The organism is Streptomyces sp. NPDC006332, from assembly GCF_040612855.1.
Classification (GTDB): Bacteria; Actinomycetota; Actinomycetes; order Streptomycetales; family Streptomycetaceae; genus Streptomyces.
On the sequence record NZ_JBEXRA010000004.1, the window covers coordinates 219,740 to 238,209 of the forward strand.

At 68.0% G+C, this 18,470-nt stretch carries 16 protein-coding genes and 2 tRNA genes; 13 read left to right on the forward strand and 5 right to left on the reverse strand.

Annotated elements, in window-relative coordinates; all coding sequences use genetic code 11:
* Positions 1–41: 41 nt before the first annotated feature.
* The 7 genes from gnd (at position 42) to ABZ027_RS06080 (ending at position 8,826) form a co-directional block, all read left to right on the forward strand.
* Positions 42–917, forward strand: a complete 876-nt coding sequence (gene gnd / locus ABZ027_RS06050) for a phosphogluconate dehydrogenase (NAD(+)-dependent, decarboxylating) (protein ID WP_356764798.1) — start codon at positions 42–44, stop codon at positions 915–917.
* 62 nt (positions 918–979) lie between these two features.
* Positions 980–2,101 (forward strand): DNA replication/repair protein RecF, encoded by a 1,122-nt coding sequence (gene recF, locus ABZ027_RS06055; RefSeq protein WP_356764800.1) that lies wholly within the window; start codon positions 980–982, stop codon positions 2,099–2,101.
* On the forward strand, positions 2,098–2,673 hold the full coding sequence (locus ABZ027_RS06060; RefSeq protein WP_356764802.1) for a DciA family protein: 576 nt from the start codon (positions 2,098–2,100) through the stop codon (positions 2,671–2,673). Before recF ends, ABZ027_RS06060 begins: the two co-directional genes overlap by 4 nt.
* A 361-nt stretch (positions 2,674–3,034) precedes the next feature.
* On the forward strand, positions 3,035–5,119 hold the full coding sequence (gyrB, locus tag ABZ027_RS06065; protein ID WP_356764804.1) for a DNA topoisomerase (ATP-hydrolyzing) subunit B: 2,085 nt from the start codon (positions 3,035–3,037) through the stop codon (positions 5,117–5,119).
* A 42-nt stretch (positions 5,120–5,161) separates the two neighbouring features.
* The gene (gene gyrA / locus ABZ027_RS06070; protein ID WP_356764806.1) at positions 5,162–7,756 is read left to right on the forward strand and encodes a DNA gyrase subunit A; all 2,595 of its coding nucleotides are present in this window, start codon (positions 5,162–5,164) and stop codon (positions 7,754–7,756) included.
* A gap of 18 nt (positions 7,757–7,774) precedes the next feature.
* Positions 7,775–8,638, forward strand: a complete 864-nt coding sequence (locus ABZ027_RS06075; protein WP_356764808.1) for a DUF3566 domain-containing protein — start codon at positions 7,775–7,777, stop codon at positions 8,636–8,638.
* A gap of 111 nt (positions 8,639–8,749) precedes the next feature.
* Positions 8,750–8,826: transfer RNA gene (locus ABZ027_RS06080), tRNA-Ile, on the forward strand.
* A gap of 408 nt (positions 8,827–9,234) precedes the next feature.
* Here ABZ027_RS06080 and ABZ027_RS06085 read toward each other — a convergent pair.
* A complete protein-coding gene (locus ABZ027_RS06085; RefSeq protein ID WP_356764810.1) occupies positions 9,235–9,630 on the reverse strand; it encodes a DUF6344 domain-containing protein in 396 nt (131 codons plus the stop codon).
* Positions 9,631–9,968: 338 nt separating this feature from the next.
* Between ABZ027_RS06085 and ABZ027_RS06090 the strand changes: the two genes are divergently transcribed.
* Together ABZ027_RS06090 and ABZ027_RS06095 are read left to right on the forward strand one after the other, a co-directional pair.
* Positions 9,969–10,097: a DLW-39 family protein gene (locus ABZ027_RS06090; RefSeq protein ID WP_003999697.1), complete on the forward strand. Its 129-nt coding sequence runs from the start codon at positions 9,969–9,971 to the stop codon at positions 10,095–10,097.
* Positions 10,098–10,399: 302 nt separating this feature from the next.
* Positions 10,400–11,680: a hypothetical protein gene (locus ABZ027_RS06095; protein WP_356764812.1), complete on the forward strand. Its 1,281-nt coding sequence runs from the start codon at positions 10,400–10,402 to the stop codon at positions 11,678–11,680.
* A gap of 105 nt (positions 11,681–11,785) precedes the next feature.
* Here ABZ027_RS06095 and ABZ027_RS06100 read toward each other — a convergent pair whose 3' ends face one another.
* Together ABZ027_RS06100 and ABZ027_RS06105 are read right to left on the reverse strand one after the other, a co-directional pair.
* The gene (locus tag ABZ027_RS06100; protein WP_356764814.1) at positions 11,786–13,192 is read right to left on the reverse strand and encodes a serine/threonine-protein kinase; all 1,407 of its coding nucleotides are present in this window, start codon (positions 13,190–13,192) and stop codon (positions 11,786–11,788) included.
* Between the two features lie 198 nt (positions 13,193–13,390).
* Entirely contained in the window at positions 13,391–13,939 is a 549-nt protein-coding gene (locus ABZ027_RS06105; RefSeq protein ID WP_356764816.1) for a DNA-binding protein, read from the reverse strand.
* Positions 13,940–14,118: 179 nt separating this feature from the next.
* Between ABZ027_RS06105 and ABZ027_RS06110 the strand changes: the two genes are divergently transcribed.
* Positions 14,119–14,191 (forward strand) — tRNA-Ala (locus ABZ027_RS06110).
* A gap of 190 nt (positions 14,192–14,381) precedes the next feature.
* Here ABZ027_RS06110 and ABZ027_RS06115 read toward each other — a convergent pair.
* Positions 14,382–15,095, reverse strand: a complete 714-nt coding sequence (locus ABZ027_RS06115; RefSeq protein WP_356764818.1) for a DUF5324 family protein — start codon at positions 15,093–15,095, stop codon at positions 14,382–14,384.
* A 371-nt stretch (positions 15,096–15,466) separates the two neighbouring features.
* Here ABZ027_RS06115 and ABZ027_RS06120 point away from each other — a divergent pair, with 371 nt between their 5' ends.
* Together ABZ027_RS06120 and ABZ027_RS06125 are read left to right on the forward strand one after the other, a co-directional pair.
* Positions 15,467–16,000: a peptidylprolyl isomerase gene (locus ABZ027_RS06120; protein WP_356764820.1), complete on the forward strand. Its 534-nt coding sequence runs from the start codon at positions 15,467–15,469 to the stop codon at positions 15,998–16,000.
* Between the two features lie 122 nt (positions 16,001–16,122).
* A complete protein-coding gene (locus tag ABZ027_RS06125; protein WP_356764822.1) occupies positions 16,123–17,010 on the forward strand; it encodes a rhomboid family intramembrane serine protease in 888 nt (295 codons plus the stop codon).
* Between the two features lie 279 nt (positions 17,011–17,289).
* On the opposite strand, the gene crgA is transcribed toward ABZ027_RS06125, so the two are convergent.
* The gene (gene crgA / locus ABZ027_RS06130; protein ID WP_030665812.1) at positions 17,290–17,544 is read right to left on the reverse strand and encodes a cell division protein CrgA; all 255 of its coding nucleotides are present in this window, start codon (positions 17,542–17,544) and stop codon (positions 17,290–17,292) included.
* 141 nt (positions 17,545–17,685) lie between these two features.
* Between crgA and ABZ027_RS06135 the strand changes: the two genes are divergently transcribed.
* Positions 17,686–18,465 (forward strand): DUF881 domain-containing protein, encoded by a 780-nt coding sequence (locus ABZ027_RS06135; RefSeq protein WP_356764825.1) that lies wholly within the window; start codon positions 17,686–17,688, stop codon positions 18,463–18,465.
* Positions 18,466–18,470: the final 5 nt, after the last annotated feature.

Here is an 18,470-nt window from a genome sequence, read left to right on the forward strand (position 1 = left end):
TGTGTGCCGTCACGCCACTCGCAAAACCTAAGGAACCACTGATGGAGCTCGGTCTCGTCGGCCTCGGCAAGATGGGCGGCAACATGCGCGAGCGGATACGCCGCGCAGGTCACACCGTCATCGGATACGACCGCAACCCGGACCTCGCCGATGTCCACAGCCTCTCTGAGCTTGTGGGAAAGCTCGAGGGCCCGCGTGTGATCTGGGTGATGGTCCCGGCCGGCGGCCCGACCCAGTCGACCGTCGACGAGCTCGCCGAGCTGCTGGAGCCCGGTGATGTCGTCGTGGACGGCGGGAACTCCCGCTGGACGGACGACGAGAAGCACGCCGAGGAGCTGGCGGCCAAGGGCATCGGCTTCGTCGACTGCGGCGTCTCCGGTGGCGTCTGGGGGCTGGAGAACGGCTACGCGCTGATGTACGGCGGTGACGTGCAGAACGTCGCCAAGGTGCAGCCGATCTTCGACGCGCTGAAGCCCGAGGGCGACGTCGGCGCCGTGCACGCCGGCAAGGTCGGCGCGGGCCACTTCGCGAAGATGGTCCACAACGGCATCGAGTACGCGATGATGCAGGCCTACGCCGAGGGCTGGGAACTGCTGGAGAAGGTCCACTCCGTGACCGACGTCCGGGAGGTCTTCCGCTCCTGGCAGGAGGGCACGGTCATCCGTTCCTGGCTGCTGGACCTCGCGGTGAACGCCCTCGACGAGGACGAGCACCTGGACAGGCTGCGGGGTTTCGCACAGGACTCCGGTGAAGGCCGCTGGACCGTGGAAGCCGCCATCGACAACGCCGTGCCGCTGCCCGCGATCACGGCCTCCCTCTTCGCGCGGTTCTCCTCGCGCCAGGAGGACTCTCCGCAGATGAAGATGATCGCCGCGCTGCGCAACCAGTTCGGTGGCCACGCGGTCGAGACGAAGTAATCCGACGTAGTCCACAGGGCCGCTCAGCGGTCCACCATCCCGGGGGAGGTCGGTGAACGACCATGCACGTCACGCATCTGTCGCTGGCCGATTTCCGCTCGTACGCCCGGGTCGAGGTCCCGCTCGACCCGGGCGTCACCGCCTTCGTCGGCCCGAACGGGCAGGGCAAGACGAACCTGGTCGAGGCGGTGGGCTACCTCGCAACCCTGGGCAGCCACCGCGTCTCCTCCGACGCCCCGCTGGTCCGCGTGGGCGCCGACCGTGCTGTCGTCCGCGCCCAGGTCAAGCAGGGCGAGCGGCAGCAGCTGGTCGAGCTGGAGCTCAACCCCGGCAAGGCCAACCGTGCCCGTATCAACAGGTCCTCGCAGGTCCGGCCGCGTGATGTGCTCGGGATCGTGCGGACCGTGCTGTTCGCGCCCGAGGACCTCGCCCTGGTCAAGGGCGACCCCGGTGAACGCCGCCGCTTCCTCGACGAGTTGATCACCGCGCGCTCCCCGCGCATCGCCGGCGTCCGTTCCGACTACGAGCGGGTTCTCAAGCAGCGCAACACCCTGCTGAAGTCGGCCGCGCTCGCCCGGCGGCACGGCGGCCGCTCCATGGACCTGTCCACGCTCGACGTCTGGGACCAGCACCTCGCCCGGGTGGGCGCCGAACTGCTCGCCCAGCGGCTGGATCTGATCGCCGCGATCCAGCCGCTCGCCGACAAGGCCTACGAACAACTGGCACCCGGCGGCGGCCCGGTCGCCCTCGACTACAAGCCGTCGGCGCCGGGTGAGGCCCATACGCGGGAAGACCTGTACGAGCAGTTGATGGCGGCGCTCGCCGAGGCCCGCAAGCAGGAGATCGAGCGGGGTGTCACCCTCGTGGGGCCCCATCGGGACGATCTGCTCCTGAAACTCGGTCAGTTGCCGGCCAAGGGGTACGCCTCGCACGGCGAGTCGTGGTCGTACGCGCTGGCGCTGCGCCTGGCGTCGTACGACCTCCTGAGGGCCGAGGGCAACGAGCCGGTGCTGGTCCTCGACGACGTCTTCGCCGAGCTGGACACCCGTCGTCGCGAACGCCTGGCCGAACTGGTCGCGCCCGGCGAGCAGGTCCTGGTGACGGCGGCGGTCGACGACGACGTGCCGCACGTCCTGGCGGGGACGCGGTTCGCCGTGTCCGACGGGGCGGTGGAGCGCGTATGAGCACCGACGAGCCGCTGCCCCGGCCCGCGCGCCCCGCGGCCGAGGCCTCCGGCCCGAGCGAGGGCAAGGGGGCAGAGCCCTCCGGGGTCGACCTCGCGCGGGTGGCGCTCAGGGCGGCGAAGGAGCAGGCACGCGCGCGTGGCGACGCGGCTCAGCAGAAGAAGCAGGCGCGGCGGGGCGGGCTGCGCTCCGGCGCGCGTGCCGACCGGCGCGACCCCATGGCCTTCGGCGCCGCCATCAACCGGCTGATCACCGAGCGGGGTTGGGAGGCGCCGGCCGCGGTGGGCGGTGTGATGGGCCGCTGGCCGCAGATCGTCGGCGAGGACGTCGCCAAGCACTGTGAGCCGGAGAAGTACGACGAGGACGAGAGGACCCTCGTCGTGCGGTGTGACTCCACGGCCTGGGCGACGAACCTGCGCCTGCTCGCGCCGACGCTGGTCGCCCGCCTTAACGAGGATCTCGGCCATGGCGCGGTGAAGTTGATCAAGGTGAACGGTCCCGGTGGTCCCCCTCGTCGCTACGGCCCCTTGCGGGCCCCCGGAAGTACCGGTCCCGGCGACACCTACGGGTGACCTGTCTCACATCTTCGGTGATCGGTGGCGTCCTCGGAGCGCCCGTCGGGTACCCGAACGCGGTTGCGAACATCGACCTGACTCCCAAGTAGCAAAGGGTTGACAGCCGAAAGCGCTGAGTGCCGCTGTGAGCCTCTTGGAGCCCCGCTCCGTATATGGGGACCCGGCAGACGCCGGTTCAGGGCGCCACATGAGGACTCAGGTACCGGCAAACCCCCATCAGTGTCGGCGCTACCGGTAGACTGGGAGCTAATCCCGCCCCAAACGTGGGGACCGTCGGGACAAGCTGAGCAACGCTGATCAAGGCTTACCAACGCAACATGCCGCAGCCGCTCCGGCAACCCGCCGACGAGCCTGGCTCGTGCTGTGCCAGAAAGGGCGCTTCGTGGCCGATTCCGGCAACCCCAACGAGAACATCCCGTCCACCGACGCCGGCGCCAACGGCGAGGCCAACACCTCGAATCACGAGGTCACCGCCTCGTACGACGCCAGCGCCATCACCGTCCTCGAGGGTCTGGACGCGGTCCGCAAGCGACCCGGTATGTACATCGGCTCGACCGGAGAGCGCGGCCTGCACCACCTCGTGTACGAGGTCGTCGACAACTCGGTCGACGAGGCGCTGGCCGGCCACGCGGACACCATCGACGTGACGATCCTCGCCGACGGCGGCGTCCGCGTCGTCGACAACGGCCGCGGCATCCCGGTCGGCATCGTCGCCTCCGAGGGCAAACCGGCCCTCGAGGTCGTGCTGACCGTGCTGCACGCGGGCGGCAAGTTCGGCGGCGGCGGCTACGCGGTCTCCGGCGGTCTGCACGGCGTGGGTGTCTCCGTCGTGAACGCGCTGTCCTCGAAGGTCGCCGTGGAGGTCAGGACCGACGGCCACCGCTGGACGCAGGACTACAAGATGGGCGTCCCCACCGCGCCGCTCGTCAAGCACGAGGCCATCGAGAAGACCGGCACGTCGGTCACCTTCTGGGCCGACGCGGACATCTTCGAGACCACGGACTACTCCTTCGAGACGCTCTCGCGGCGTTTCCAGGAAATGGCGTTCCTCAACAAGGGTTTGACGATCAAACTCACTGACGAGCGCGAGTCGGCGAAGGCCACCGCCGGGGCGGACGAGGCGGGCGCCGACGAGAAGGACGAGGTCAAGGCCGTCACGTACCACTACGAAGGCGGCATCGTCGACTTCGTGAAGTACCTCAACTCCCGCAAGGGCGAAGCGGTGCACCCGACGGTGATCGACCTCGAGGCCGAGGACAAGGACAAGAGCCTGTCCCTCGAAGTCGCCATGCAGTGGAACAGCGGTTACAGCGAGGGTGTGTACTCCTTCGCCAACATCATCCACACGCACGAGGGCGGTACGCACGAAGAGGGCTTCCGCTCGGCGCTCACCAACCTGATCAACAAGTACGCGCGCGAGAAGAAGCTGCTGCGTGACAAGGACGACAACCTCACGGGTGACGACATCCGCGAGGGTCTGACCGCGATCATCTCGGTGAAGCTCAGCGAACCGCAGTTCGAGGGCCAGACCAAGACCAAGCTGGGCAACACGGAGGCGAAGACCTTCGTCCAGAAGGCGGTCTACGAGCACCTCAACGACTGGCTGGACCGCAACCCGGTCGAGGCGGCGGACATCGTCCGCAAGGGCATCCAGGCTGCCACGGCGCGGGTCGCCGCACGCAAGGCCCGCGACCTCACCCGTCGCAAGGGCCTGCTGGAGTCGGCGTCGCTGCCGGGCAAGCTCTCCGACTGCCAGTCGAACGACCCCATCAAGTGCGAGATCTTCATCGTCGAGGGAGACTCCGCCGGCGGCTCGGCCAAGTCCGGCCGCAACCCGCAGTACCAGGCGATCCTTCCGATCCGCGGCAAGATCCTCAACGTGGAGAAGGCGCGGATCGACAAGATCCTGCAGAACCAGGAGATCCAGGCGCTGATCTCCGCCTTCGGTACCGGAGTCCATGAGGACTTCGACATCGAGCGGCTGCGCTATCACAAGATCATCCTGATGGCGGACGCCGACGTCGACGGCCAGCACATCAACACCCTGCTGCTGACCTTCCTGTTCCGCTTCATGCGCCCGCTGGTCGAGGCCGGTCACGTGTTCCTCTCCCGTCCCCCGCTCTACAAGATCAAGTGGGGCCGGGAGGACGCCGAGTACGCGTACTCCGACCGGGAGCGCGACGCGCTGATCGAGATGGGCCGCCAGCGCGGCAAGCGCATCCGCGAGGACTCGATCCAGCGCTTCAAGGGTCTCGGCGAGATGAACGCCGAGGAACTGCGCATCACGACCATGGACCAGGAGCACCGCGTCCTCGGCCAGGTCACCCTCGATGACGCCGCCCAGGCCGACGACCTGTTCTCGGTCCTGATGGGCGAGGACGTCGAGGCGCGCCGCCAGTTCATCCAGCGCAACGCCAAGGACGTCCGCTTCCTCGACATCTGAGTCGGTCTCAGCTGACCGCACCAGGAAGGATCCCCACCAGCAATGGCCGACGAGAACACTCCCGTCACCTCCGAAGAGGGCGGCGTCATCGCCCAGCGTGTCGAGCCCGTGGGGCTCGAGACGGAGATGCAGCGTTCGTACCTCGACTACGCGATGTCCGTCATCGTCTCGCGTGCGCTGCCCGACGTCCGGGACGGTCTCAAGCCCGTCCACCGCCGCGTCCTGTACGCCATGTACGACGGCGGCTACCGCCCCGAGCGCGGCTTCTACAAGTGCGCCCGTGTCGTCGGCGACGTCATGGGCAACTACCACCCGCACGGCGACTCCTCGATCTACGACGCGCTGGTCCGCCTCGCGCAGCCGTGGTCGATGCGGATGCCGCTGGTGGACTCCAACGGCAACTTCGGCTCGCCGGGCAACGACCCGGCGGCGGCCATGCGCTACACCGAGTGCAAGATGGCGCCGCTGTCGATGGAGATGGTCCGTGACATCGACGAGGAGACCGTCGACTTCACGGACAACTACGACGGCCGCTCCCAGGAGCCGACGGTCCTGCCGGCCCGCTTCCCGAACCTGCTGATCAACGGCTCCGCCGGTATCGCGGTCGGCATGGCGACCAACATCCCGCCGCACAACCTGCGCGAGGTGGCGGCCGGCGCCCAGTGGTACCTGGAGAACCCGGAGGCCTCGCACGAGGAGCTCCTGGACGCGCTGATCGAGCGCATCAAGGGCCCCGACTTCCCCACCGGCGCGCTGGTGGTGGGCCGCAAGGGCATCGAGGAGGCCTACCGCACGGGCCGCGGCTCGATCACCATGCGCGCCGTCGTCGAGGTCGAGGAGATCCAGAACCGCCAGTGCCTGGTGGTCACGGAACTGCCCTACCAGACCAACCCCGACAACCTCGCGCAGAAGATCGCCGACCTGGTGAAGGACGGCAAGATCGGCGGCATCGCGGACGTCCGGGACGAGACCAGCTCCCGTACGGGCCAGCGTCTGGTCATCGTGCTCAAGCGGGACGCGGTCGCCAAGGTCGTGCTGAACAACCTGTACAAGCACACCGACCTGCAGTCCAACTTCGGCGCGAACATGCTGGCGCTGGTCGACGGCGTTCCGCGCACGCTGTCGCTCGACGCGTTCATCCGCCACTGGGTGACGCACCAGATCGAGGTCATCGTCCGCCGTACGCGTTTCAGGCTGCGCAAGGCCGAGGAGCGGGCGCACATCCTGCGCGGCCTGCTGAAGGCCCTGGACGCCATCGACGAGGTCATCGCGCTGATCCGGCGCAGCGACACCGTCGAGATCGCGCGCACGGGCCTGATGGGCCTGCTGGAGATCGACGAGATCCAGGCCAACGCGATCCTGGAGATGCAGCTGCGTCGACTGGCCGCCCTGGAGCGTCAGAAGATCGTCCAGGAGCACGACGAACTCCAGGCGAAGATCAACGAGTACAACGAGATCCTCGCGTCCCCGGTGCGCCAGCGCGGCATCGTCAGCGAGGAACTCGCCGCGATCGTCGAGAAGTACGGCGACGACCGCAAGACGATGCTGATGCCCTACGACGGCGACATGTCCATCGAGGACCTGATCGCCGAGGAGGACATCGTCGTCACCGTCACGCGCGGCGGCTACGTCAAGCGCACCAAGACGGACGACTACCGCGCCCAGAAGCGGGGCGGCAAGGGCGTACGAGGCGCGAAGCTCAAGGAAGACGACATCGTCGACCACTTCTTCGTCTCGACCACGCACCACTGGCTGCTGTTCTTCACCAACAAGGGCCGGGTGTACCGGGCGAAGGCGTACGAACTGCCGGACGCCGGGCGGGACGCGCGTGGCCAGCATGTCGCCAACCTGCTGGCCTTCCAGCCGGACGAGGCGATCGCCGAGATCCTCGCGATCCGGACGTACGAGGTCGCCCCGTACCTGGTGCTGGCCACCAAGGGCGGTCTGGTGAAGAAGACGCCTCTGAAAGATTACGATTCACCGCGCGCGGGCGGCGTCATCGCGATCAACCTCCGTGAGACGGAGGACGGTTCGGACGACGAACTGATCGGAGCGGAACTGGTCTCGGCCGAGGACGATCTGCTGCTGATCAGCAAAAAGGCCCAGTCGATCCGGTTCACGGCAACGGACGAAGCACTGCGCCCCATGGGCCGTGCCACCTCGGGTGTCAAGGGCATGAGTTTCCGCGAGGGCGATCAACTGCTCTCGATGAATGTTGTTCGACCCGGTACGTTCGTGTTCACTGCTACGGACGGCGGGTATGCGAAGCGGACCGCCGTCGACGAGTACCGCGTCCAGGGTCGCGGCGGCCTCGGCATCAAGGCCGCCAAGATCGTCGAGGACCGTGGATCTCTCGTCGGTGCGCTGGTGGTCGAGGAGGCCGACGAGATCCTCGCCATCACGCTGTCCGGCGGTGTGATTCGTACGCGAGTCAGCGAAGTCAGGGAGACGGGCCGTGACACCATGGGCGTCCAACTGATCAACCTGGGCAAGCGCGATGCCGTTGTGGGCATCGCACGTAACGCCGAGGCGGGACGCGAGGCGGAGGAGGTCGACGGCGACATCGTCGTCGACGAGACCGCCGAGGATGCCGCGACCACCGGCACGGACGAGGGCGAGGTGCCCTCGACCGAGTAGCACGAGGAGAGAGTCATCGTGAGCGGAGCCACGGGCGCCGGATCGTCCAAAGCCTCTACCGGTTCTTCCACCGGTTCGGAGACGGGCGGCGGCGGCCGTGGCTCCGCCGCGAACGCGACAGGATCGCGCACGGCGAATCCGCGCACGGGGGATGCGCGCACGACGGACGCCCGCGCGACAGACCCGCATACGACCAACCTGCAGGCGATCAAGTCTCCCGGGACCGAGTCGCGCTCGCCCGACACGCATGGATCCCAGGGGGGAACTGTGACGGACACCCGAGGTCCGCAGGCCCAGCGGCAGACCACCGCCGCGAGCCAGGCTTCGGCCGCTCCGGGCACCCAGGCTCAGCCGCCGGTCCAGCCCACGCCACCGGCCGCGGCCTCTCCGCTGCCCGGGGAACGGCAGCCGCAGCAGCCCGCCGAGCCGTACCGCCCGCCGCAGGCCTACGCGACGCAGGCGCAGGCCGCCGGGGTACGGCGCCCGCGCACCGGCGCGAGCACCACGCCCCGTACCCGCAAGGCCCGTCTGCGTGTGGCCAAGGCCGACCCGTGGTCCGTGATGAAGGTCAGCTTCCTGCTCTCCATCGCGCTGGGCATCTGCACGATCGTGGCGGCCGCGGTGCTGTGGATGGTCATGGACGCGATGGGCGTGTTCTCGACGGTCGGCGGCACGATCTCGGAGGCGACAGGCTCGAACGAGTCGAACGGCTTCGACCTGCAGTCATTCCTGTCGTTGCCCAACGTCCTGCTGTTCGCGGCGATCATCGCGGTCATCGACGTCGTTCTCGCGACGGCACTCGCGACCCTCGGCGCGTTCATCTACAACCTCTCCGCCGGCTTCGTCGGGGGCGTCGAGCTGACGCTGGCCGAGGACGAGTGACCACACCCCCAACCCCCGGTGACCGTCCCCCGGGAACCGATTTTGGGACTGCCCACGTCGTGCGCTAATCTTCAGGGGTCAGCGCGCGGGACACACACCGCAGAGCGCGGCGGGGCTATAGCTCAGTTGGTTAGAGCGCATCCCTGATAAGGATGAGGCCACAGGTTCAAATCCTGTTAGCCCCACCAGCACGAAGGCCCCCAATCGATCACGGTTGGGGGCCTTCGACGTGTACGGCTGACACCGACCGCCGTGCCGTCAGGCTCAGGCTCAGGTTCAGCGAGGGTCCGCAGGGGGTCCGCAGGGGATCCGCGGGGGAGGCCGCGCAGAGGTGCCGTCGACGAGTCCGTACGGAGACTCCGAGGTTCGGCTCAGGGAAGAGAAAGACCCCCAGCCATGTCCGGCTGGGGGTCTCGGGTTTCCTTCTCCAGGGCGTGTACGCAAGTTCGCCGTGCCGTCAGGGACGTGAGAGAGAAGGCAGCACACAGCAGCTGTGGGCCGCGGAGTACCTCGGGTACCGCGCGGACGGTGCTGTGAGAACAATCAGAGCTGTCAGAACAGTCAGAGCTGTCGGTATGCGAGCGGTCTCCGCGCTGTCAGCGCTGGAGGGGCGTGGCGGGCTCGTCCGGGGCGGCGACGGACTCGCAGGTCGTGTCGGTGGCGTCCGCTGCCGTATCAGGTGTCGCGCCGGCCGCCGCAACCGCCGCTTCGATGTCCGTGAGCGGCCGGTGGCGGCAACTGGGAGTCTTGCCGTGGGCCTCGGCTCGGATGCGCTGTTTCATCGTGGGGGGCAGATCCTTGGCGTAGGACCAGGGCAAGTACCCAGGAGTCGTCACCGTGGGTGTCGCCCGCTCCGTCGTGCTGTTGCGGGTCGGCTCGGTCTGCGGTACGGCCGCGGCGGCGGTGGTCGTGATGAGTCCGAGCGCGGCGCACAGTGCGAGCAAGGCGGTGACGAAGGCGGTCCACAGGTTCATGACCTTGTTCTGGGCCATGGCCCCTCACTTTCGGGTTGGGCGATTTGCGTACTTCCCTCATGATGTGTATGGGGGCGAAGAAGTGGTGGACTGACGCCCGTGGCGCGTCGATCTTCGGATGAACACCACTCGGATGGGTGCAAGAAGGACGAGAAAGAGGCGATACAGACAGAAAGCGCCGATTAGTCACTGTCTGTACGGGTGTGATCACCCTCTGATCGGAGGGTGATGGTCCACTTGTACTGCCATGTTCTGCGCGGCAGTTGAGGCCCCACGCAGGTCACCGATTGGTCTCGGTCGGTGTGTATAGTCGGGCGCCAGAGGTCCCCTACGTCAAGGAAAGACGAGGTCGCGCGGTGAAGAAGCTTCTCCTGGTCGCACTGGCCGCCATCGGCGGGCTCCTCGTGTACCGCCAGATCCAGGCGGATCGCGCCGAGCAGGATCTGTGGACGGAGGCGACTGACTCCGTGCCCACGGGTTCGTGAGTACCGACCGATTCTGAACAGAGACCCCGGCCGCGTTCGCGGTCGGGGTTTTGTGTTGCGCGGGCTCGAATCCTGTGGCAGCGCTCGGCGCGCCACCGCGCACGCCGCCGCCGGGTTGTTTCGGACGCCCGTACGGATTAAGCGGATGGTGCCCCGTCCGAAGGGGCAGGATGGGCGACGGTCACACGGTCGAAGGGCCCGGGCAACGACGAGTGGGGTGGCACGTCATGGGGCGGCGTACGGGGTGGAGACGGCACAGTGACGGTCGTCCGCATACTCCTCCGCACGCGGTTGCCCGGCGAGTGACCGCCGTCCTCAGGCCGGCTGCCGCCGTGGGTGCGGCGCTGTGCCTGACCGCGGTGGTGTCCGCCCTGCCCGCGCATGCGGCCGGACCATGGGACTCCTACGGCTTCGACGCGAACGGCCGGTCCGTCGCCGGCTCGTCCGACACCGGCAACGCCACTGCCCTGGCTCCCGGTTCGACGTACCGGAGCTCCCTCCCCGTCGACGGCACGGTCTACTACCGCCTCGACCTCGACGCCTCCTCGACCGTGTATGTGTCGGTCACCGCCGTCCCCGGCTCCGGTACGACGGTCTCCGCGACGGACGGCATCAAGGTGTCGGTGCAGGACGCCGACAGCCACTTCTGCTCCATCGACACCGCCAGCGTCGGTACCGACCGTCGGCCCCGCCCCCTGACCGCTCTGGGGGCACGGGACACCTCCCGAGCCGGGTCCCGGTGCAAGGACGCCGGGGCGTACTACGTACTCGTCGAGCGCGTTCACCGAGCGGGGTCCTCGTCGGACACCTGGGGACTGGAACTCGCCACGGCGTCGGAGCCTGCCCTGAAGAACGACGGTGCGACGAGCGCGCCCGAGGACTGGAACTCCGCCCCGCCCACCCCTGTGACCGGTGAGGCCACGTCGCGACGGGGTTCCTCGGGCTTCGCCCGGGCGACGCCCTTGGGACAGGGAGTCTGGCGCGACGACATCCTGCCCGGGCAGACGTTGTACTACGCGGTGCCCGTGGACTGGGGGCAGCAGCTCTACGCCACCGCCGAGCTGGGCAGTTCCGACGCCGACAACGGCCTGGTGGCCAGGGCGCTGGTGGTGTCCCTCTACAACCCCGTGCGCGGTCTCGTCGACGACGCGAGCGTGGTCTACGACGGCAGCCAGCGCGCGGCGGAACTCCAACCGTTGCCGCCGGTCGAGTACACCAACCGGTACGACGTCTCCGACCGGGTCAGCCGGATGCGGTTCGCGGGCTCGTACTACCTCGCCGTGCACCTCTCGGAGCAGATGGCCGACAGATTCGGCGAGGGGCCCTACGACCTGACCCTGCGCGTGCGGGTCACGGGCACGTCCACGGTCGGCCCCGGATACGCGGGGGAGCCCGATCCACGGGGCGTCTTCGGCGTCACGGCGCGAGACCGGGACACGGCGGCCGCGCAGGGCCCGACCTCGACGGACGATGACACCGCGATGAGGCTCCTCGCGGCGGGTGGGATCGGCACGGGGACCGCGCTGCTGATGGGGCTCGGGGTGTGGACGGTGCTGGGGCGGCGGAGAGCTGGAGCCCAGTAGGCCGGGCCTCAGGGGGGGCGGCGGTGACAAGCCCCCGCGGGGCGTTCCGCGGTCCCGCAGGGCGGACGGAGCTCGGGCCGCGGCTCAGCGGCGTGGGATACGGGGTCAGATACGAGTGAGAGCCCAGAAACCCGCGGCGTAGCAGGCCAGCGCGAGAAGCAGGAGCGGGATCGCCACCTTGGCCGGTGGGCCGGAGCGGCGGCGGGCGGCTCGATGACGCGGTTGCGTGAAATGCGCGGTGTCCCGCGCAGCAGTGGGAACCTGCTGGGCCTGAGCGGTGTACGCGACAGTGGAGACGTCAACGCGCTGGTGCAGAGCCGTTGTTGGGGAGTGGGCTGGGTACCGGGGAGCAGGCGGCCGAGGGGAGGAGAGCACGTGGGTCTGGTCGTGGGGGGAGTGGGGTTGAGGGGGTGCGGGATGCGGTTGTGGAGCGGGTGGGGCGCCTGTTCGGGAGGAGGACGTCGTGGGTTGAGGCGGGGGCAGATGGAAGCTGCCGGTGTCCGACATGGTGATCGGCTGAGCGCTGGCGTCCGACTCCGGGGCGTCGCTACGGCCGAGGCCGTGAGCGTTGCCCGGGTCGGTGCCGGCGGTCCTTGAGCCTGTGCTGGCCGTGTCCACGCCCGGTGCCTGTTTGAGGGGCCCATCAGGGGCGAAACCCGTTGGCAGGGACCCGAGTTGATCGAAGATCTCGATCTGTTCGTCGTCGGGCCCCGGTTCCGGCAGAAGCTCCGCCGCGGACGCGAGCGCCTTACGGGCCCCCGTGGCGGTGCGAAAGCGGGCCTGGGGATCCGGTTGCAGCATCGAGGCGACGACCTGCCAGAGCGGCTCTGGGACGCCCTTGGGCGCGCTCGGGGTGCCATGGGCCGCGAAGTACTCAACGAGGGCCTTGGCGTCCGGCTTGGCACCCTCCAGGAGATACAGCGCGACCAGTCCGACCGCGAACAGATCCGCGGGGAAGTCCGGGTCCGCGCCCAGCATCTGCTCGGGTGCGATGTAACCGGGCGTCCCGACCACGAGGTTGGTCTCCGTCAGACGGGGTTCGCCCAGGCGCATCGCGATACCGAAGTCCGACAGGCGTAGTCGGGGACGACTCGTTCCGGTCGCTTCGAGCAGGATGTTCGCGGGCTTGATGTCGCGGTGGACCACGCCTTCCGAGTGCACCGCGGCAAGCCCGGCCAGGAGCTGGTCGAGCAGGGTACAGACGAAGGACGCAGGCAGCGGACCGTAGTCACCGACGAGGTGGACCAAAGAGCCGCCGGCGACCAGATCCATGGTGAACAGGACCTTGTCGTCATCGGCCGCCCAGCTGGCGGGCGCGAGCACATGGGGGTGGTCGATCCTGAGCGCCTGCTCGCGCACGAAGCGCAACAGGGCGTGCGCGTCCCGCTGTTGCAGGACCTTGGCGGCCACATAACGTCGGCGGCGATGGTCCCAGGCGCGCCACACCGCGCCGACCCCTCCGCGTCCGATCGGATCGACCAGTTCGTACCGTCCGGCGAAGACCTCACCCATGGCCGTGCGTCGCTCCTCCCCCTTCGGATCCCCCTTACCTCCCCTTGCTTCCCCCTCGATGAGCGAAACGACCCCTCCGGGCCGTCTTCGGTGAATGAACACGCCCCCACGTGTCTCCCCCGACGAGACACGACCCCCTCGTGCCTCCTGGGCCGTCGGCCCGGTCGCCGAACCCCCTTCGGCGACCGGGCCGCGGGCTCAGCTCTGGTGGGACTGGTAGTGCGTGACAGCGTCGGAGGTGCGGCCGGCGCCGTACACCCGGAGGAACTCCGCCAGTTCCGGGTGGGTCGAGGTGAGGGTGTCAGCCGCCTCGATGATGTCTCCCGCGGCTGCCACCGAGCGCAGCAGCGACTGGATCTCGCGGACCACCCGCTTGACCGTGGGCGCCCCCGAACTGTTCGTCGTCTGTGTGGTGTTGTTGAGCACCGAGCCCCCCTGCGACTTCTTGATCTCTTCCATGCGCTCGGTCGCCTCGGCCGCACTGACGCTGCCGTCCGCGACCTGCCCCGCCAGGTCCTGCAGCAGCTGCACCCGCTGGACCACCGCGGGATTGCCGATCTTCGCCCGCTGACCGCTCATCAGCTGGGACAGCATCGGCGCTGACAGTCCCAGTACCCCCGCGAGACGAGCCTGGTTGAGGCCAAGATCGTCGATGAGCTTACGGAAGAGTGCCCCCAGCGGCTCCCCGTACCAGTTCCGCTGCAGTTCCCGCGCTCTCGCGGTCGCTTCCTGCTGTGCGGCGTCCATTGCGTCTCCCCATCGCTTCCCCAAAAACCGCGGTTCGCGGTAGCGAACCACGCGGAGCATCTTACGGAGAGTGTTTGTTCGCCGGGACCCCAATCCTTTTGTGGAATCACCGGGGTGACCCGGTACTCTGGTCTGCGGCACCTACCGGTACGTGATTGTTCCGGTGGTTGTTCACCTTTGGGGCCTTAGCTCAGTTGGTAGAGCGCTGTCTTTGCATGGCAGATGTCAGGGGTTCGACTCCCCTAGGCTCCACTACAAGATCCCTCCAACCTGCGGGAACGTGGTTGGAGGGATCTTCTGTGCGCGGTGTGGTGCTCGGGGCGCGTCGGTCGGCCGCCGAAACGGCTCGTGTTTCACGTGAAACCGTCCGCCCGGCACAACGTGCCGTGGGGCAGGAGACCACACGGTCTCCTGCCCCACGGCACGGACGTCGGTGAAATCGTCACTGCCCTTCGTCGCGGTGTGCGCCCTCCTCCTCAGCCTCCTTGGCCTGCACCTCGGGGTCGAGTACGGACTTGCCGCTACCGTCCACCGAGTTCAGCCGGGACGCCTCGGGGACCTCCGTCGCGGCGGGCGGCTCGACCAACCAGTCAGGGTTGGCCTGCTTGTCCCACCACTTCCAGGCGGCGAAGGCGCCGCCTGCCACGAGGCCCGCGACCGCCAGCGCCTTGGCGAGCCGTCCTGCCCGCGCGCGCCGCTCCTGCTTGCGGACCAGCTTCTGAATCTGCTTCGGCGAGACCTGACCGCGCAGAGCGGCCAGCGCGGCGGTACTGCGTGCGGCAGCCTCGTTCCGGACCGGCCCCGCCGCGGCCACCGCCAGCCCGATCTTCGGCAGGGAGTAGTCAGCGGCCTGTTTGGCGACCTTCCGGGTACGTGAGGCAGCCTCATGGGCGGCCTGGTCGACCTTCGGCGGGACATGGGCGAGAGCCTGCGAGCGGGCCTGGTCCAGACGCGGCGCGAGATGAGCGTCGTACTGGACGCGAGCCTGTTCGGCGGCCTGCGTCACCTTCGGCGCGAGCCGTACGCGTGCCTCGTGTGCGTAGTGCGCGGTCCTGTCCTTGGCCGTGTCGGCGTAGGGCGCCACCACTTCCGCGGCGTGCAGCACGCTGTCCTTCGCCGAGCCGGTCGCGGCGCGCACGCTGTCGATGCGGGTCACGGGATCCTCCTCCTCGGTGGCGTACGGTATTTCGACTTTCCACCCTTTTACGGATCATGCATGTTCGGACGAGCCTGGTCATGTGCGGGCAGGCATCCGGGTCATGGTCGCTGACTTCGTGCCATACCCGATCAAGAAGTACTCAAGGGCCGATCACGTGTACTAGAGGACGAACACAGGCAACAAGAACGTGTCGCCGACAATGCCGACAATGCCACGGATCGCCACGCCTCGCCCCCGCCCCGTAACCACTCGACCGGATTTCTGTAAGCGAAACCGCCGAAGCCGGACGCACGGGCGGGTGCCAGGCGACGCAACGCGCGAACCATGCAAGGATCGGTGGGGCACAGGAAGACAACGGAAGGCAGATCGTGGCCGAGCAGCTCTACGCCACCCTGAAGACGAACCACGGCGACATCGAGGTCCGGCTTCTGCCGAACCACGCCCCGAAAACGGTCCGGAACTTCGTCGAGCTCGCCCAGGGCGAGCGCGAGTGGACCCACCCGGCCACCGGAGAGAAGTCCACCAAGAAGCTCTACGACGGCACGATCTTCCACCGCGTCATCAGCGGCTTCATGATCCAGGGCGGTGACCCCCTGGGCACCGGCATCGGCGGCCCGGGATACGAGTTCGAGGACGAGTTCCACCCCGACCTCTCCTTCAACAAGCCGTACCTGCTGGCCATGGCCAACGCCGGCCCGGGCACCAACGGCTCGCAGTTCTTCATCACCGTCTCCCCCACGGCCTGGCTGAACCGCAAGCACACCATCTTCGGCGAGATCACCGACCCGGCCGGCCAGAAGGTCGTGGACGCCATCGCCGCCGTCGCGACGACCCGTCCCAACGACCGCCCGGTCCAGGACGTCGTCATCGAATCGGTCGTCGTCGAGACCCGCCAGGGCTGAGACCACGGGACCCGCGCAGCCGGCCCGTACCTCCCCGGCCTGCGCGAAGGGAACCAATCGCCCCGCTCATCCGTAAGGATGGGCGGGGTGGTGCATGTGCGGACGACGACTTAGGGGATGTCATGGACCAGGCGGCAAGCAGTTCACAAGGCGCGCAGAGCGTGCCCGGCTGCTACCGGCATCCGAACCGTGAGACCGGCATCCGCTGCACTCGCTGCGAGCGCCCGATCTGCCCGGAGTGCATGGTCAGCGCCTCCGTCGGCTTCCAGTGCCCCGACTGCGTCCGCAACGGCTCCGGCACAGGACACGCCCCCACGGCCTCCCAGCCCCGCACCCTCGCCGGTGGCACCATCGCGGCCGACCCCCGCCTGTTCACCAAGATCCTGATCGGCATCAACCTCGCGGTGTTCATCGCCGTCAAGGTCTCCCCGTCGCTGCTGAACGACCTGGTGCTCGTCGGCGCCTGGCCTCCGGCACCGTACACGCCGACCATGGGCGTCGCCGACGGCGAGTGGTACCGACTGGTGACCTCGATGTTCACGCACCAGGAGTACTGGCACATCGGGTTCAACATGCTCAGCCTGTGGTGGCTCGGCGGCCCGCTGGAAGCAGCCCTCGGCCGGGCCCGCTATCTCGCGGTCTACTTCATCTCCGGCCTCGCGGGCAGCGCCCTCGCCTATCTGCTCGCATCCCCCAGCACAGCCACACTCGGCGCCTCCGGCGCCATCTTCGGCCTCTTCGGCGCCACCGCCGTTCTCGTACGGCGGCGCAACTACGACATGCGGCCGATCATCGCCCTGCTGGTGATCAACCTGATCTTCACCTTCAACCCTGGCTTCAACATCTCCTGGCAGGCCCACATCGGTGGCCTCGTCGCCGGTGTCATCACGGGCTACGCCATGATCAACACCCCACGCGAGCGCCGCGCCCTGGTCCAGTACGGCACCTGCGCGCTGGTCCTGGTCGTGATCGTCATCATGACCGTGCTGAGGTCGGCCCAGCTCACCTGAGCCGACTCTCCAGGCAGCTGAGCGGCCGGTTGTCCACAGTGAGTGTCGGATCTTGTGCATACCGTGCAGGAACGCGCGCATCCTCTGCGGTTGACCGGTGTTTCTGCAGGTCAGAGAGGTGTGAACACGTTTTCGAATACCGGTCAGTCAGTCACACCGGCGTCAACACCCGATGAGTTATCCACAGATCGTCGTTTCTTTTCCCCACCGTGTGGACAGTGGCTGTGGATAACTCAGTGGATAGCCCTGGGCAGAGGTGCGTTCACCTGCCTGTGGCCGTTACTTCCACTGGGTCGAGACGCCGAATCCGGCGGCGATGAACCCGAAGCCCACCACGATGTTCCAGTTGCCGAGCTGGTCGATGGGCAGCGAACCGTCGGTCACGTAGAAGACGACGATCCAGGCCAGGCCGATGAGGAACATGGCCAGCATCACCGGCGCCACCCAGGCCCGGTTGGTCAGCTTGATGGCGGTCGCCTGCTTCGCCGGCGGCGGCGTGTAGTCGGCCTTCTTGCGGATACGTGACTTCGGCACGAGGGTCTCTCCTGTCGATGCGCTGCGTGGCCGCGCAGGGTACGGGGCTGGCTCCGAGGCAGCGTACAAGGGGACACTGAGTGCTCCCCCGGGCGTCCGTTAGCGTAGTGCTTCCGCGGTGCCGAAGGAGATAAGGGTACGTTGAGCAATTCTGCCGACTTCCCCGGGACGGGACCCAGTCCTGCCCGACGACGAGGTTTCCGGGGGGTGCGGGTGCTCACGGCGGGCGTCTTCGCTCTCGCGGGGCTCATTTTCTTCACCAGTTTCAACACGGCCAAGGGCACCAATATCCGGACGGACACGTCCTTGCTGAAGCTGTCGGACCTCATCCATGAGCGCAGCGGCAAGAACGGCGAGCTCGACGAGTCCAACGCGGCCCTGCGTAACGACATCGAGTCGCTCGCCGAGCGGGATGACGGCAGCACCAAGGCCCAGGACGACAAGCTGTCCGCCCTGGAGAAGAGCGCGGGCACCGAGAAACTGACGGGCAAGGGGCTCTCGGTCACCCTCAATGACGCCCCGCCGGACGCCACCGCCAAGCTCCCGGGCTATCCCGAGCCGCAGCCCGACTACCTGGTCATCCACCAGCAGGACCTTCAGGCGGTGGTGAACGCCCTGTGGCAGGGCGGCGCCCGGGGCATCAAGGTCATGGACCAACGGCTGATCTCCACCAGCGCCGTGCGCTGCGTGGGGAACACCCTGATCCTCCAGGGCCGCGTCTACTCGCCGCCGTACAAGATCACGGCGGTCGGTGACCCGGAGAAGCTGCAGAAGGCGCTGACCGCGTCCGCGGCGATCCAGAACTACATGGTGTACGTCAACGTCTACGGGCTCGGATGGAAAGTCGAAGAGGACGGACGGGTGACTCTGCCCGGCTACTCGGGCACAGTGGATCTGCAGTACGCGAAGCCTGTGGAGTAGCCGCC